The 15374-nt window shown below is 56.2% G+C and carries 9 protein-coding genes; 1 reads left to right on the top strand and 8 read right to left on the bottom strand.

Features of this window, described 5'->3' with window-relative positions; genetic code table 11:
• Window positions 1-16: 16 nt before the first annotated feature.
• The 8 genes from ACTJIK_RS07185 to ACTJIK_RS07150 form a co-directional block, all read right to left on the bottom strand.
• Window positions 17-1162: a Gfo/Idh/MocA family protein gene (locus ACTJIK_RS07185; RefSeq protein WP_440645680.1), complete on the bottom strand. Its 1146-nt coding sequence runs from the start codon at window positions 1160-1162 to the stop codon at window positions 17-19.
• 21 nt (window positions 1163-1183) lie between these two features.
• A complete protein-coding gene (locus ACTJIK_RS07180) occupies window positions 1184-2227 on the bottom strand; it encodes a sugar phosphate isomerase/epimerase family protein (RefSeq protein ID WP_440645679.1) in 1044 nt (347 codons plus the stop codon).
• 60 nt (window positions 2228-2287) lie between these two features.
• On the bottom strand, window positions 2288-3487 hold the full coding sequence (locus tag ACTJIK_RS07175) for a hypothetical protein (protein ID WP_440645678.1): 1200 nt from the start codon (window positions 3485-3487) through the stop codon (window positions 2288-2290).
• Window positions 3488-3515: 28 nt separating this feature from the next.
• Window positions 3516-4568 (bottom strand): aldose 1-epimerase family protein, encoded by a 1053-nt coding sequence (locus tag ACTJIK_RS07170; protein WP_440645677.1) that lies wholly within the window; start codon window positions 4566-4568, stop codon window positions 3516-3518.
• A gap of 2 nt (window positions 4569-4570) precedes the next feature.
• Window positions 4571-7234, bottom strand: a complete 2664-nt coding sequence (locus ACTJIK_RS07165) for a c-type cytochrome (protein WP_440645676.1) — start codon at window positions 7232-7234, stop codon at window positions 4571-4573.
• Between the two features lie 31 nt (window positions 7235-7265).
• Complete coding sequence (locus ACTJIK_RS07160; protein ID WP_440645675.1) at window positions 7266-8750, bottom strand: RagB/SusD family nutrient uptake outer membrane protein; 1485 nt, start codon at window positions 8748-8750, stop codon at window positions 7266-7268.
• A 22-nt stretch (window positions 8751-8772) separates the two neighbouring features.
• Complete coding sequence (locus ACTJIK_RS07155; protein ID WP_440645674.1) at window positions 8773-11880, bottom strand: SusC/RagA family TonB-linked outer membrane protein; 3108 nt, start codon at window positions 11878-11880, stop codon at window positions 8773-8775.
• A gap of 155 nt (window positions 11881-12035) precedes the next feature.
• Window positions 12036-13067: a GntR family transcriptional regulator gene (locus ACTJIK_RS07150; protein ID WP_440645673.1), complete on the bottom strand. Its 1032-nt coding sequence runs from the start codon at window positions 13065-13067 to the stop codon at window positions 12036-12038.
• A gap of 179 nt (window positions 13068-13246) precedes the next feature.
• On the opposite strand from ACTJIK_RS07150, the gene ACTJIK_RS07145 reads away from it, so the two are divergent.
• On the top strand, window positions 13247-15370 hold the full coding sequence (locus ACTJIK_RS07145; protein WP_440645672.1) for a bifunctional aldolase/short-chain dehydrogenase: 2124 nt from the start codon (window positions 13247-13249) through the stop codon (window positions 15368-15370).
• Window positions 15371-15374: the final 4 nt, after the last annotated feature.

Genomic DNA, 15374 nt, shown 5'->3' with positions numbered 1-15374 from the left:
TCTGAGATTTAGAAGTTTATGCTTTAGGTACGTCTTTCCAAACAAGCGAGGCCGCGGAGTCGAGCACCGCCTGGCATACCGCCTGTGTTTCATATGCTTCGCGGAATGTGGGCGAACAGGGCGCGCCGGTTTCCAGGCTTTTCAGAAAGTCCGCCACCTGGTGCACGAAAGAATGTTCGTAACCGATGCCCAGCCCGGGCACCCACCACTTGTCCATATACGGCTGCTCACCATCCGTTACGTGGATGGAGCGCCAGCCACGGAGGTTGGAGCTGTCGGCATTGTCGAAGTACTCCAGGCGGTTGAGGTCGTGCAGGTCCCAGCGGATGGACGCATGCTCGCCGTTGATCTCGAAAGTGTACAACGCTTTATGGCCGCGCGCGTAACGGGTGGATTCGAACAGGCCGAGGGAACCGTTATCGAAGCGGCAAAGGAAAGCGCAGGCATCGTCTATCTTCACTTCCTGCACTTTGCCGGTGAGCTGGTGCATCCTTTCTTTGACGAATGTTTCGGTCATGGCGGTTACGTTGCTGATGCTGCCGTTCAGCCAGATCGCGGTGTCTATGCAATGGGAAAGCAGGTCGCCGGTTACGCCGGAACCCGCCACGTCAGCATCCATTCTCCAGAGGCCTTCGCCGCCCTGGGGAAGTTTGGCGCTGATGGTCCAGTCCTGCAAAAAGTTGGCCCTGAAATGGAAGATCTTTCCCAGCTTGCCGGAGTCGATGATCTGCTTGGCCAGCGTTACCGCGGGAATACGGCGGTAGTTGTACCATACGGTATTGGCCACGCCCGCTTTTTCGATGGCGTCCACCATTTTGCGGGATTCTTCGAGTGTGCGGGCCAGCGGCTTTTCGCAAAGCACCATCTTTCCGCGCTCCGCCGCCGCGATGGCGATCTCCGCGTGGGTATCGTTGGGCGTGCAGATGTCTACCGCGTCGATGCTGTCGTCTGCAATCACTTTCTTCCAGTCTGTAACATGGTTGGCATATCCCCACTGTTCTGCAAAACTTTTGGCTTTTTCGCCGTTGCGGGCGCATACGGTATGCAGCACCGGCTTGTATTGCAGCTCGGGAAAAAAGTTGCGGATGCGCTGGTAGCCGTTGGAATGGGTTCTGCCCATAAAGCCGCACCCGATGAGTCCTATATTCAAAGTCTTCGTCATTGTTAAAATGATTTATTGTTTTCAGGCTTCATACCAGCCGTGCTGGTTGCGCACTTTGATCATGGCCGCCAGGATATTGTTCCAGGTGCCGGGTTGGGTCATTTTTTCGTTGGGGAACATGCAGCCGTCCCAGCAGATATGCCGGAAGGCTTTGGTCAGTTCTCCCTTTTCATCGCGCAGCCAGAAACCCGCGTCAGCAGCAACGTCCAGCTTGCCGTTGGGGTCGTTGGCCAGGCAGTGGCGGCCGGTTTTGTCGTGCGAGCCGGTGCCGTGCACGGTACCGTCGTTCTGCGCCACATGGAAGTCGATCGTCCAGGGGCGAAGGGCGGCGGTGAGCTTTTTCAGTCCTTCCTGCAGGGCTGCGCGGTTGCTCCATTCAAAATCTGCCGGTAAAATGCGGTGCTCCGGCGCGTTGTAGCCCATGAGATACAGCAGCGTGTGCGCCATATCGGCCTGGAAACCGATGTTGGGCCTATCGGTAGCTTCCAGGGTTTCGATCATGGTTTTCCAGCTGTGCATGCCGCCCCAGCATATTTCGCCTTCGGCGGCGAGCTTTTCGCCATAACCGGCGGCTACGTCGCAGGCTTCGCGGAATGTTTCCGCTATAAGTTTGGTATTGCCTGCGGGGTCTTTCGCCCAGGCTTCGGGCGAGCTGGCGGAATCGATGCGCACCACGCCATGGGGGCGGATACCTATTTCACGGAGGCGTTTGGCAATGTGGCACGACTTGCGGACCTGCTCCACGAAACGTTTCCGCTCGGCCGCGCTGCCCATGGCGGAACCGCCGTCCGGCGGCCATATCGGGGCCACCAGGCTGCCTATTTCAAGACCATAGGCGCCTACCTTGTCCGCCAGTTTTTTGATGTCGTCGTCGTTGCTGTTCACATCGAAGTGGGGATTGAACAGGCCGATGTCCACCCCGTCGAATTTAACGCCGTCCACTTCGGCGGCGGCGGTCATTTTGAGCATTTCGTCAAAAGCAATCACCGGTTCGGATCCTTCTCCTTTACCCACAATGCCCGGCCAGGTGGCGTTGTGCAGTTTGGGCCAGTTATTTTGTTGCATAACGGTACTTTTATAACGTGAGAATTTTACATGGTTCAACAGAGTGGTTGTATACGTGCATTACAGCACCAGGTCCGGGTTTTCAGGCCCGAAGTGTTTCAGCATCACGATCGGGTCGGTGGCGGAAGCGTTGGTGATGGTCACGCCTTCTTTCGCCGCTTTTTCGCTCACGAAATATTCATCGTGGGTGAGCTGCCCGTAACGGATCAGCGCGGGCGTTTCGATGTCCCATACGCCCATTTTTCCATGTCCCTGCATCATGATCAGGCCATAAGCCGCGCTGTCCTTGATCACCACGGTGGCGCCCGGCTCGATGGTCAGCTCTTTTGCGCTGAATGCGGATGATTTGTAGCAGATCCACGTTTCCGTATAACCTTTTCCGTTAGCTGCCGGTATGGGCGCCATAAAACGGTTTTCATGCAGGTTCGGATCCAGGTTGAGGTCCCAGTCGATCACATCCAGCAGCGCTTCGTAGTCGCCGATGCTTTCTTTGGGCGTACCGTTCCACAGCAGCTCTTCGGGTATCACGGCATTGTTCACGAGCGACTGGTACATGGCGAACACGTCAGACGCTTTTTGCGGTTCGTACGTGCAGAGGCTGCCGGGCGCATGCAGCAGGCCGGGCGGAACGTCCCACCCGGTGCCGGGCCGCAGCAGGAAAGCCTGGGAATAATCGGTGATCTTATTATCGCCTTTGGTGAAATTGCGCAGGCATTCGCCGATCTGTTCGCGGGTGGTGCCGGGCGCAATACCCATGAAGGTGTATGGAAAATCGCCGCCATGATTGTTCAGCTGCGGCGGGAAGTAATAGGCTTCCGGCTTGCCCAGCTGCCCGATGAGCGCGGCTTTTTCGTCGTTGTGGTGAATATGGTGAGGAAGGGGGCCCAGGTTGTCGAAGAACTTGGAATACATCGGCCAGGAGCCGTACTGATCCCACAACCGTTTGCCGATCAGCTCTGCCTTCAGCTCGTCCACCGCATCCTTCAGCAGGAACTGCACTTCTTTGCCGCCGTCGCTGAACACGATCTTGCTCAGGCCTTCGTGCTCGCCGGTAAGCGGGCCGTTCTTGGCCGGGGTGGTAGACGACAGCCAGCGTTCGTCGATCCCGCCGCGCTGCCCGCCCAGTACGTAATAATCATCCGGGTGCAGCTTGATCCTCCGGCCGGGTACGCAGAACGATCGCGGCACCCAGGTGGGCGCCAGGCGCAGAATGCCTTTGCCCTGCTCCAGCGCTTTGGCGGCTAAACTTGATTTTTCCATTGGCATTGTATTGATGGGTGATGTTTGTTTATGCATCGTGGAATATTTTTTTGATGGATTCATTTCCCTCTATTACTTCCAGCTCCAGCTCGTAGTGGCGGCTTTCGCCCGGCTGCAGCATAATGAGGGCTCCCTCCTTTCTGGCCGCCGCCTGCCCGACGGGCGGGTTGGTGCAGGGTTCCAGCCCGGTCACGTATTCTCCCGGCGCCCAGTGTTGCCAGTTGACGAACCAGGGAAGCTGCGATTTTTTAAAACGCACAACGGCCGCCAGTTGCAGCCGCGGGTTATGCAAACCGGCCGCGCACCAGCCGTCGCTGCCGGCTTTGATGTCGATATACGCCACGGCTTCGCCGGTCCCGGCATGTTCCGCCATGGCCGGCGGGCATGTTTTAAAAGAGCCTCCTTCCCGGAAGATGGCTTTGCTGGCTTCATCCCGCGGCTGCCAATCGCCTTCCCACAACAATTGCGAGCCTTCGTCAGCCAGCGGCCAGCCGAAGTTCATGTGATACATGAGCATATGCGGCGCGGGGGTATTACCGCGGTTCACGATCTCGTCGTGTATGCGTATAACAGGCACGCCTAAACGTGCGCTGATGGTCCGCTTCATTTCAAGGTTCACACCCAGCGCGCGGGTTTCGCGGACGATGCCGGTAAGCTGCATGTCCGGCTGGCCGGCGGCCGGGTTGGGCTGTATCACGGAGACCAGCTCCGCCGCGGTATTGCTGATGGCTCCATGCAGGCCTCTTTCGCCGGACTCGTCGCTTTCCGGCCCGCCTATGTGCGTGAGGCCGCAGGTGGTAAGCAAGCCACCGCCGAAGGTATGTAGCCACGAAAGCCCGCCTGCAGGGGCGGGCGCGGGCGGGGCATGACCGGTACAGCTAAGCCAGGCCAGGCTGTGCCGGTCATGAAAAGCTTCTGCAATGTCCATGGCGCGGTCTATCACTACTTTAAAGCGCAGCCCGGCGCCGGTATTGACCCAGGCCACCCGGTTGCCCCTGCCGGGACCATTATCCAGCACGGCCGTTTCAATGCCGCCAAGCTGCGCGTGATGTGATATTTTATGTTGCCAGTTGTGTTGCATCCTTATTTTTTTCCGAGCTTGCTGCTGATGAACATCGTATCTTTTTCGTTGCCGCCTGATTTGATATAAGCCATCAGGTCGCGCAGCTCATCGGGGCTCAGCCGGTTGATAAGACCGGGCAGCATAACGGACACGGAAGAATTTTTTGTGCCGCTCACATCTTTTTTCTCAATTTCTCTCAGGTCTTGCGGAGAGAACGGGTTTTGTGAAACGAAATATTTGTTGTCGTCCTGGTTCACCAGCCTGCCGGTGATGGAGCTGCCGTCTTTCATCGTGAACACAGTCGCTGCGTACTGATCAGAGATCGTTTTGCTCGGCTCGATGATGGCTTCCAGGATGTCTTTGTTGGAGAAACGGGTACCCAGCTGCGTCAGGTCAGGACCGGCAACGCCGCCTTCGCCTTTCACCGTGTGGCATGAGCTGCAAAGCGTGGCGGCAAACATGGCTTTACCCTGTTCGAAGTTGCGGTCGTGCAGCCCGCTGTCTATCACCAGCGTGGCTTCTTCCACCTTCCATCTCCTGCCCGGGCCTTTGGGCTGTACTTTGGCCACATCCGCGCCGCCGCTGCGGGCCAGCGAATCGCCTGACATAATATTGAAACGCTCAAACTGGTCTTTCGGCACCAGGGCCAGCGCATTGCGGCGCGCGCCATCAATGAAGCCAAGGAAGCTGTGGCCGCCTTTGAAGGCGAACGCAGCGTAGTACCATTTGAAATATTGTTCCTGCAGCGAAGGCGTCCAGCCCTGCTTGGCCTGGCTGAGCACGGTGGCATAGTAGGTTTGCTGGATGGGCGGCATTTTTGCGAGCATGTTCGCAATGTCCATCCCGTACTGCGGGTTACGCATAATGAGGTCCTTCGAAGCGGTAGCGGTTTTCTGCTCTTCGGGATCGTCTTTTGCATTTTCCAGCAATGCCATTGTTTTCTCCACGGCCCGTGGTGCTTCGAGATGCACGAGCAGCTTGCTCAGGCCGCGGTTGAGGTTGTTGGTCTTGGCAGGATAATGCGGGTCGAGATATGCGATCAGCGCGGTTCTCTGCGCTGCATCAGGTTCGCCCAGGCGGGTGATCGCGAGTTCGATGGCACGCAGCAGGTCTGACTGCTGGTTTTCGCTGAGCTTGCCGTAATCAATGCTGGTGAGTTGCGTGAAAAGCGGGCTCTTCACATCCGCTTTCCCTTGCCGCGCCAGTGCGATGGCAAGCTGAATGGCGGTTTCGGGATCTTTTTCCTGTAAAGCCTTTGCCTGCCATTCAGCCAGCGGCTGGTTCTCAATGGCAATGCGCGCAGCAAAACGGATAAAGCGGTCTTCGTGTTTCAGGAAAGGCCAGGCCGCTTCAACAGCGCCGGCTTTGGGCCCGCCATGGAACGCTTCCAGCTTGCGGCGCTGCTGCTGCAGTTCGGTAGGTTCTGCAGCGGCCAGTGCTTCTGTATTTTCTTTGTTGTCTTTGTAATAGATCCTGTAGAGATCGGATTCCAGCCTGCGGCCGCCGGTGAGGAAATACAGGGCGCCGTCGGGGCCGATCACGCCATCTGTAAGGGGAAGCGGCGCGCCGGAAAGGAATTCTTCTGCTTTAGCGGTGTAAGATGCGCCGGAAGGTTCGAGATGAACGGCGTAGATGATGCCGAAGCTCCAGTCGAACGCAAATACGGCCTTTTTATATTTCTCGGGGAAGTGCGAGTTGCCGCCGTATACCACGTTGGTGGGCGAACCCTGCCCAATGTTGAGGATAGCGGGCAGGTTGTCGGGGAAAGACGGGTTCCATTTACCGGTACCGTGCCTCCAGCCGAACTCTGCGCCGCTGGTAACATGGCATATGCGCGTGGGGCGGTACCAGGGCGTACCAAAGTCCCATTCCATGTCCGAATCGTAAGTGAACAGCTCGCCTGCGTTGTTGAAAGCCATGTCGAAAGGATTGCGGAAGCCGGAAGCGATCAGATCCCAGTTGGTACCCGTGGAATCGATGTGCGCGATCCAGCCGCCACGTGCATGCGAAACCTGGTCGTGCCCGTTAGGATCTTTGATCATGGGCAGCAGGTTGTCCGTACTGTCCGTGGTGCGGATGCGGTAGCTGTTCATTTCGGGCTGGCGGGTGAAGTTGCCGGCAATCACGTAGAGCGATTGTTTGTCGGGCGACAGCACGATGCTGTGCGGCCCGTGCTCTCCTTCGCCTTCCAGCTCGCGCAGCAGGGTGATGGTCTCGAAGTTATCGTCGCCGTCTTTGTCCTGCAGGCGGTACAGGCCGCTGCCTTTGTCGAATTTTTCGTCCTTGTTATGGTTGACCATTACGTAAAGACTGTTAAACGCATAGAGCAGGCCCTGCGCGTAGCCCATCGTCACTTTGGAGGAAGTGTCCGTCCCGATCTTCATCTGTTCGATCTGGATCTTGGTAGTGGTGTCTCCCACGGCGGGCAGCGTAAGGCGGTAGAGGTAACCGTACTGGTCGGAAACGATCATGCGGCCTTTGGGATCGAATGTCATAGACACCCAGGAGCCTTGTTTGTTGTCGCCGGGACTGTACAGGTGGTCCGCGTTAAAATTATCGGGCAGCTTCAGCTTGTCGATCTTCGGGTTGCCGGTCAGCTTACGCTGTTCTTCCGGCTTGTTGTTACAGGCTGTTGCCGCCATAACGGCTGCGAAAAGGATAAAGAGTCTTGTCTTTACATGCATAAAAAAATGTTTCTTTTAGTATAGTAGACGATCAATCCCAGCCCTGGTTCTGCTCAAGCCCGTTCAGGCGTTTTTCCCTGTCGGGGATGGGAAAGAGCAGCTTGTAGGCTGCAATATTGTATGATGCGGCGCTTAATCGCGTCAGTCGTTGTTTTTCCTGTGTTCCGTGCTGCGTCATCACTTCTATCGCCTTGCCGGTGCGCAGCAGCTGGTACCAGCGGTGGTTCTCAAAGGCCAGCTCCACCCGTTGCTCGCGGAAAACGGCGTCCCTGAAAGCGGCCTGGCTGAGCCCGGCCAGGGGCTGCAATCCTGCGCGTACGCGTACCGGGTTAATGTATTGGTACGGATCGCCGCCGCCCGTTTCGTTGATAGCCTCCGCCAGCATCAGCAATACATGTGCATAGCGGTACACCGGCCAGTTTTCGTTCGCGCGCCCGTCCAGCGCATATGGTGGATGATAGAATTTTTTGATCAGCGGAAGTTTGCCTCCGAATGCCTTCGCTTCCTCGAAAGGCGTGTTTGTCGGGCTGTCGTACAGAAATACCGATTCATCTCTCCGCTCGTCTCCCGCTTCGTAAGCATTGTAAATACCCGGAGTCGGCATATTGTTCCCGCCCAGCAGCCCGTTAAACCCTGTGAGGTCCTTTTTGCCGTTACGTGGTCCGAATACAAAAATATAATTACTGCTCTCAGTTTCAAGCCCTGAATTATACTGCACGGAAAAAACAGATTCGGCATTGTTTTTCCGGGCCGGGTTGAAATTATCCCCATAATCGGGCAACAATGTATAACCCAGGGTGGTTACCTGCTGCAGGGCCGCTACCGCCGCGGGATATTCTTTCCGCGTCAGGTACACTTCTCCCAGCAAAGTGAGCGCAGCGCCTTTCGTGGCCCGGCCGATATCCGCCCCGGTATAGGACGCCGGCAGGCTTTCCGCGGCGTCTTTTGCGTCTGCGATGATCTGCTGGTACACTTCCTCCGCGGAAGCCCGGCTGCGCGCGAAAGCATTTTCCGGGCCCTCGGGTTCCTTCACGATCAGCGGCACTCCTCCAAAAAGGCGCACAAGGTGAAAATAATACAAAGCGCGCAGGAATTTAGCTTCTCCCGCATAACGTTTTTTTACGGCCTCGTCAGAGAACTGAACCCCGTCTATCCGGCTGGTGATCACATTGCACTGGTGGATATTCCGGTAGATCTGCGCCCAGATGGTATTTATGTAGTTATTGCTGGAGGTGATCAGGAACTCGTCTATCTCCTCCCTTTGCTGGGCACCGCGGTCGCTGGCGTCGTACTGGTAATTGGTATTGTCCGCCACCATTTCGGTCATCGCCCAGAAATCGCTCGTGTAGAGGTTCTGCAATACGCCGTACGCGCCGTTCACCGCCCGCAGCACCTGCATTTCGGTCTGGTAATAGTTCTCGCCGCTGGAAAACGAATTGGGTTTTACATCCAGCATGTAGTTACAACCATTGGATGATAAGGCCAGCAGACATATAAGATATATTTTAGTTTTCATTTTGTGCAGCATTTAAACATGGTTAAAATGACAGATTCGTTCCGATGGTAAAGATCCTCGGCACCGGGTAGTTGGAATAGTCGATCCCCGGTACCAGCGCACCGCTGCCTCCTTTGCCGATGTAATTGCTTACTTCCGGGTTGCCGCTGTATTTGGTGAACAGGAAGGCGTTCTGTATGGCGGCATACACGCGCGCGCTGGAAATAAAGCCTTTGGCCGGGATGGAATAACCCAGCGTGATGTTCTTGATCCAGGCGTAATCATTTTTTTCCACGGTCAGCGAGCTTACGTCGCGGTACATCACCCTGCCGCGGCCGGAACCGTTGGTGGTGGGGATGCGCCCGTTGCCGGGCTGTGATTCGGAGCGCCAGCGGTCTTTCACTTCGCGCCTTACGTTGAACACACCGTCGATATTACCGTTGTAGTCGTTGGTGGCATGCAGCCTGTCTGCCCCCATGGAACCCACCACCAGCACCCGCAGGTCGAACCTCCCGTAAGTGAGCATATTGGTGAGGCCCCAGGTGAAGTCCGGGTACGGGTTGCCGATAATGTCAAAATCCTGCCGCGGCGTGATCTGCCCGTCGCCATTGATGTCCTTGAACCGGATATTGCCCGGGATGGCGCCGGGGAATGCGGGGCCGCGTTCCACTTCAGCCTGGTTCTGGTAAATACCGTCGAACACATAACCGAAGAGCATAGCCAGGGGCTTGCCTACCATGGAGTAGTTGGTGGGGTTGCCCTCGCTGCTGTTGCCGGAAAAGATGGGATCGTTGTTGCGGCCCAGCTTCAGCACTTTATTGCGGTTGAAGGCGATGTTGAAATTGGTGTTCCAGGCGAATTGCCGGGTCTTGATGTTCAGGGAACTGATGCCCAGCTCAAGGCCTTTGTTCTCCAGGTCGCCGCTGTTCTCGGTCACAGTACCGAAGCCGGACGACTGCGGTATTTCCACCTGTAGCAACAGCGCTTCGGTGTTGCGTTTGTACAGGTCGGCGGTGATGTAAAGGCGGTCTTTCCACAAACCGATATCGATGCCTATATTAAATTCCCTCATTTTTTCCCAGCCAAGATTGGGGTTGCCGAAGGAATTCATCACCCGGCCTCCTGCAAGGGCTCCGCCGAACACATAGTCCGCCGTGCCGATGTTGCTCATATAAGAATAGTTCCCGATGTTGAAGTTGCCGGTGAAGCCATAGGAAGCCCTGAGCTTCAGGTCGCTCACTGCCGGGAGCGCCTGCATAAAATTCTCCTGCGAAATGCGCCAGCCCAGAGCCAGCGAGGGGAATGTGCCCCAGCGGTTGTTCGCGCCGAAGCGGGAAGAGCCGTCTGTACGGATGGTGGCGGTTACGAGGTATTTATCTTTGAACGCGTAGTTCACACGGGCGAGGTAGCTCAGCAGCACCCATTCCGTTTTATCCGTGCCCCCGGTGAGGGTAGCGGCGGCGTTGAGGGTTTTGATATCGTCGTCCGGGAAATTGGTGCCGGTGAACCCCGAGAAATTCTCTTTCTGCTGCTGCACGGTGTAACCGAGCAGGCCGGTCAGGTTGTGGCCGTGGCGGTTCCAGTTATAGGTCAACGTATTTTCATTCAGCCAGTTGAGGTAATCGCCTCTGAAGGAATTGCCGCTGGGAATGCTGGGCGGCGCGGTATTGGTGGTGCCCAGGGTGGAAGGGCGGAAATATTCCGCCGCCCCATTCTGATAATCGACGTTGATCGTGCTTTTGAATTTAAGGTTGGGAATGATCTCGTATTCCGCATACCCGTTCATCAGCAGCCTGACTTCTCTCAGGTTGTTCACCGTTTCGTTCATCACCATTATGGGGTTCGGCAGGCCGAAGGTGCCGGGGCTCTGGATGAAGGCGTTGTAGGAACCGTCAGGTTTATACGCTGGCTCTATCGGGCTGGCGATGCCGAAGAATTCCTCGCGGCCTTCGCCGCGGATGGCGCCTTTTTTCGTGGAGAACGTGGGTGCAACGTTCACGCCGATCTTGAATTTTTCGCTCAGGTTGGTCTCGATGTTCGCACGCACGGAATAACGCCGGTAGCCGGTGTTGATCATCACCCCGTCCTGGTTAAAATAACCGAGGGAAACGTAGGCGCGCGTTTTTTCACTGCCGCCGCTTACGCTGGCGTTGATCTCCTGCATGGGCGCCACGCGGGTCACTTCTTCGAACCAGTTGGTGCCTTCGCCGATGAGCGAGGGGTTGCGGTATTTTTCGGGGATGTCCGATTCTACGGGCTCGCGGCCCTGCTCAAAGCGGATCTTGTCTTCGGTAAGCTCTTTCCAGAACTGCGCGAATTCCTGCCCGTTCATCAGGTCCGGCCGGCCTTTCTGCGGTATCTGCTGCCAGCCGGTGCTGGCGGAAACGGACACAACAGGCTTACCCGTGCTGCCGCGTTTGGTGGTAATGAGCACTACGCCGTTCGCGCCGCGGGAACCGTAAATGGCCGTGGCGGATGCGTCTTTCAGGATGGCCATGGACTCGATGTCCTGCGGGTTGATGGCGTTCATGGGATTGGTCACTTCACTGGAGGAAGAGCCCAGCGGAAACCCGTCTACCACGTACAGCGGCTGGCTTCCCGCGCCCACCGCGCCGATGCCCCTTACCTGCACCTGCGGGCCGCCACCGGGGATACCATTCGAGGTATTCACCTGTATACCGGCCACCTGACCAGACAGCGCCTGGTCCACACCGGTAAGCGGCATGTCTTTGATATTCTTCATAGAAACAATTCCCACTGAACCTGTTACATCTTTTTTCTGCTGGGTACCGTACCCCACTACTACTACCTGCGTCAGCACTTTGTTACTGCTTTCGAGCTGGATGTTCACCACTTTCCTGTCGCCCACCAGCACGGTTTTGGAAACGAACCCGATCATGCTGAAAACGAGGGAATCGGTGGCGGCGGCCTGTATGGCATAGCGGCCGTTGGCGTCGGTGAAGGTGCCTGAGTTGGTGCCTTTAATGCCTACGGTAACACTTGGCAGCGGCGCACCTGTGGCGGCATCGGTGAGGTTGCCGCTGATATTGGTCCTGTTCTGCGAGGAAGACTGTAGCGCGGCGCATAGCAGAACGGACAGGAAAAATCCTGCAAGCGCGAAACGCGGGTTTTTACACGTGGACTTAGACATAACAATGTGGAATTAGTGTGGCAAAAGCGAATCTGGTATCAGACACAATTTAGACGAATGGTTATACATTCCTGTCCTGTTGCGTCCTGTACCGTCCTGTACTGTCCTGCCCGGGGCTAACGTGATGGGGCAAACGGAGATGTGGCTGCGTTCCGCTACAGGGACGGCCGGAGGTTAATATTGAAAGGAACTTCTATCTGCGCGCGCGAATGATCGAGGATGAGCTGCGCGGCCATTTCGCCCATGGCCCTGAAGTCTGTGGAAATAGTGGTGATGCCGTTGAGTATGAGTTTTTTAAGCGGCGTTTCGTTATAGGAGATCACGCCAATGTCGCTACCCACCTGCAATCCCTGCGACATGATCTTTTCTATCAGCGCCACCAGGTCGTTCTCCCGGATATTGATATACACATCGCCGCGGCGGATCTCTTCTGAAAGGATATCCGGCACCAGCTGGAAAGGGAAAGCGTAATTCTGGCAAAAACGCACGAACCCTTCCTGGATCTCTTCGGGGTAATAGGTATTGTCAGGATAAATGAGCTTGAGCGTCTGGTAGTTCTGCAGCCGGTCGCGGGCCTGTTCCAGCGCGCTGTAAATGTCTTCCCGGAAATTTTCATACACGGCGCCATACTCGCCGGTCACGCCTTTGAGCTTTTTATCCAGCAGGATGAGCTTTTCCTTCGGGATGGCATTGATCACCTCGTCCACATGTTCCCAGCGCTCGCGGAAATGCGGCAGCACCACCACATGGGTATAGTCGTTCACCTTTTGGGTGAGCAATTTTTTGAACAAACTGAAATCGCTGTTGTAAATATAGAAGTCGATGTTGGCATGCTCCCCCAGCCTGTCGGCAAAGGAATCGTAGACAATTTTTTTATGTTCGCTGAGTTTATTGAATAATAACAGTATCTTATATGGCTGGCGGGGGTGGGCGTTCTGCACGTAGTATCCCTTGCCGGGCACGGACCCGAGCACGCCGATGCTTTTGAGATGTTTGTAAGCCTTCTCCGCCGTGTCCCGCGAGATCTCGAACACGTAGCTCACCTCGTTGATGGACGGCAGGATGTCGTCCTGCTGCAGCTTCCCGTCGGCTATTGTCCGGATAATGGCATTGGCCAACTGGTAATACTTGGGAGTGGCAGAAAAATCATCGATAAAAAGATATTTAAAAACCGGGTGTTGCTTCATACGCTTGCATATTCGCCGGCCGGCAATGTAAGAAAATAATTGTAAAGTTGCTGAAGCATGACAGTGCATGACAGTTCAAAAATGCACAAGCTTTACTTTAGCAACATGACATTCCACGTCACCATCATGTTCCCCGGCCATCCGCGGATGTGCCATCCAGAAATCTTAAAAGGAATTTTATGTCTTTAGATAGAACTATCCAATTCAGGCACGTTAGTTATTTATGGGATGAAAAACAGGCCGCTGCGCTCGCCGGCGATGAAGTAGCCCTGCTGATCTACCGTTCCAACCTGCTGGGGGCAGACCTCCGGCTTACCAATTACGGCGGCGGCAACACATCCTGCAAGGTACAGGCCAAAGACCCGCTCACCGGTGAACCTGCGGAAGTGATGTGGGTAAAGGGTTCCGGCGGCGACCTCGGAACGTTGAAAAAAAGCGGGCTGGCGGCGCTGTATGTGGACCGCCTCCGCAGCCTTCAGCGCGTTTACCGCGGTGTGGAGCATGAAGATGAAATGGTGGAACTTTTTAACCACTGCATATTCGACCTCAGTTCCAAGGCCCCTTCCATCGATACGCCGCTGCACGGCTTCCTTCCCTTCGCGCATATAGACCACCTGCACCCTGACGCTGCTATCGCTATTGCGGCTGCGAAAGACGGGAAAAAGATCACGCAGGAATTATTCGATGGAACGATCGGCTGGGTAGACTGGCAGCGCCCCGGCTTCGACCTGGGCCTGAAGCTGAAACAATGCCTGGACGAAAATCCCGGCATCCGCGGTATCATGCTCGGTTCGCACGGGCTGTTCACCTGGGGGCATACCGCTTACGAAAGTTATATCAACACCCTGGAAGTGGTGGAACGCTGCGCCCAGTACCTCGCTGAGCATACCGGCAAAAAAGGCCCGGTGTTCGGCGGCGCGAAGCTCAGCTCTCCCCCGCAGGAAAAACGGCATGCGCAGGCCATTGCGCTGGCGCCGCTGCTGCGCGGGTACTGTTCTTCCCAAACCCGCATGGTAGGCCATTTTACCGACGATGCGCGCGTGCTCGAATTCATCAATTCAAAAGATATAGACCGGCTGGCGCCCATGGGCACCAGCTGCCCGGATCACTTCCTGCGTACGAAGATCAGCCCGCTGGTGCTGGAACTGTCGCCCGATGCGGATCTCAGCGATACTGCCGCCATTAAAAAATCACTGGCCCCGCAGTTTGAAGCGTACCGTGAAATGTATACGGAATATTACAAAAGCTGCCGCCATCCGGACAGTCCTGCCATGCGCGACGCGAATCCCGTGGTGGTGCTGTATCCCGGCATCGGTATGTTCACCTTCGCGAAAGACAAACAAACCGCGCGCGTGGCCTCCGAGTTCTACATCAATGCCATCAACGTGATGAGGGGGGCGGAAGCCGTTTCATCCTACACTTCCCTGCCCCGGCAGGAGGCATTTAATATTGAATACTGGCTGCTGGAAGAAGCAAAGCTCCAGCGCATGCCCAAACCCAAAGCGCTGAGCGGCCGCGTGGCCCTGGTAACGGGCAGCGCCGGCGGCATCGGCAAGGCCATTGCCATGAAGTTCGCGGCTGAAGGCGCCGTGGTGATGATCAACGACAACGACGAAGAAAGGCTGGCCACCGCGCGTGAAGCGTTCTCCAAAGATTTTGGAAAAGACGTGTTTGCCGCCGAAGTGCTGGATGTTACGAATGAGTCGTCCGTGCGCCGCGTGTTCGATGCCGCGCTGCTGGCGTTCGGCGGGGTGGATATCGTGGTGAACTGCGCAGGGCTCTCTATCTCCAAACCGCTGGAAGAACATACAGAAGCCGACTGGAACCTGTTGTATGATGTGCTGGTGAAAGGCCAGTTCCTTGTTACGCGCGAAGGCACGGTTATCATGCGCAAGCAGGGTTTCGGCGGAGACGTGCTTAATATCGTCAGTAAAAACGCGCTCGTTTCCGGGCCGAACAATGCCGCATACGGTTCAGCCAAAGCAGCGCAGCTGCATCTAAGCCGCCTGAATGCCGCGGAACTGGGGAAAGATCATATCCGTGTAAACACCGTTAACCCGGACGCCGTGATCTCCGACAGTAAGATATGGGCCGGCGCATGGGCGGAAGGCCGCGCGAAAGCGTATGGCGTGAAAGTGGAAGAGCTGCCCGCGTATTATGCCGGCCGCACGCTGCTCAACGAGATCATTGTGCCGGAAGATATTGCCAACGCCTGCTTCGTGTTTGTAGGCGGATTGCTGAACAAGGCCACGGGCAACGTGCTGAACGTAGACGGCGGCGTGGCGATGGCATTTGTCAGGTAAGATG

The sequence above is a fragment of the Chitinophaga sp. 22620 genome, assembly GCF_052044405.1.
Lineage (GTDB): Bacteria > Bacteroidota > Bacteroidia > Chitinophagales > Chitinophagaceae > Chitinophaga.
The sequence above is the reverse complement of the archived record's forward strand: the minus strand, read 5'-3'. Positions and strand labels throughout refer to the sequence as shown.

Bases quoted from the DNA above. Each gene is read 5' to 3' on its own strand.
- ACTJIK_RS07185 (WP_440645680.1), bottom strand. From the start codon at position 1,162: ATGACGAAGACTTTGAATATAGGACTCATCGGGTGCGGCTTTATGGGC.
- ACTJIK_RS07180 (WP_440645679.1), bottom strand. From the start codon at position 2,227: ATGCAACAAAATAACTGGCCCAAACTGCACAACGCCACCTGGCCGGGC.
- ACTJIK_RS07175 (WP_440645678.1), bottom strand. From the start codon at position 3,487: ATGGAAAAATCAAGTTTAGCCGCCAAAGCGCTGGAGCAGGGCAAAGGC.
- ACTJIK_RS07170 (WP_440645677.1), bottom strand. From the start codon at position 4,568: ATGCAACACAACTGGCAACATAAAATATCACATCACGCGCAGCTTGGC.
- ACTJIK_RS07165 (WP_440645676.1), bottom strand. From the start codon at position 7,234: ATGCATGTAAAGACAAGACTCTTTATCCTTTTCGCAGCCGTTATGGCG.
- ACTJIK_RS07160 (WP_440645675.1), bottom strand. From the start codon at position 8,750: ATGAAAACTAAAATATATCTTATATGTCTGCTGGCCTTATCATCCAAT.
- ACTJIK_RS07155 (WP_440645674.1), bottom strand. From the start codon at position 11,880: ATGTCTAAGTCCACGTGTAAAAACCCGCGTTTCGCGCTTGCAGGATTT.
- ACTJIK_RS07150 (WP_440645673.1), bottom strand. From the start codon at position 13,067: ATGAAGCAACACCCGGTTTTTAAATATCTTTTTATCGATGATTTTTCT.
- ACTJIK_RS07145 (WP_440645672.1), top strand. From the start codon at position 13,247: ATGTCTTTAGATAGAACTATCCAATTCAGGCACGTTAGTTATTTATGG.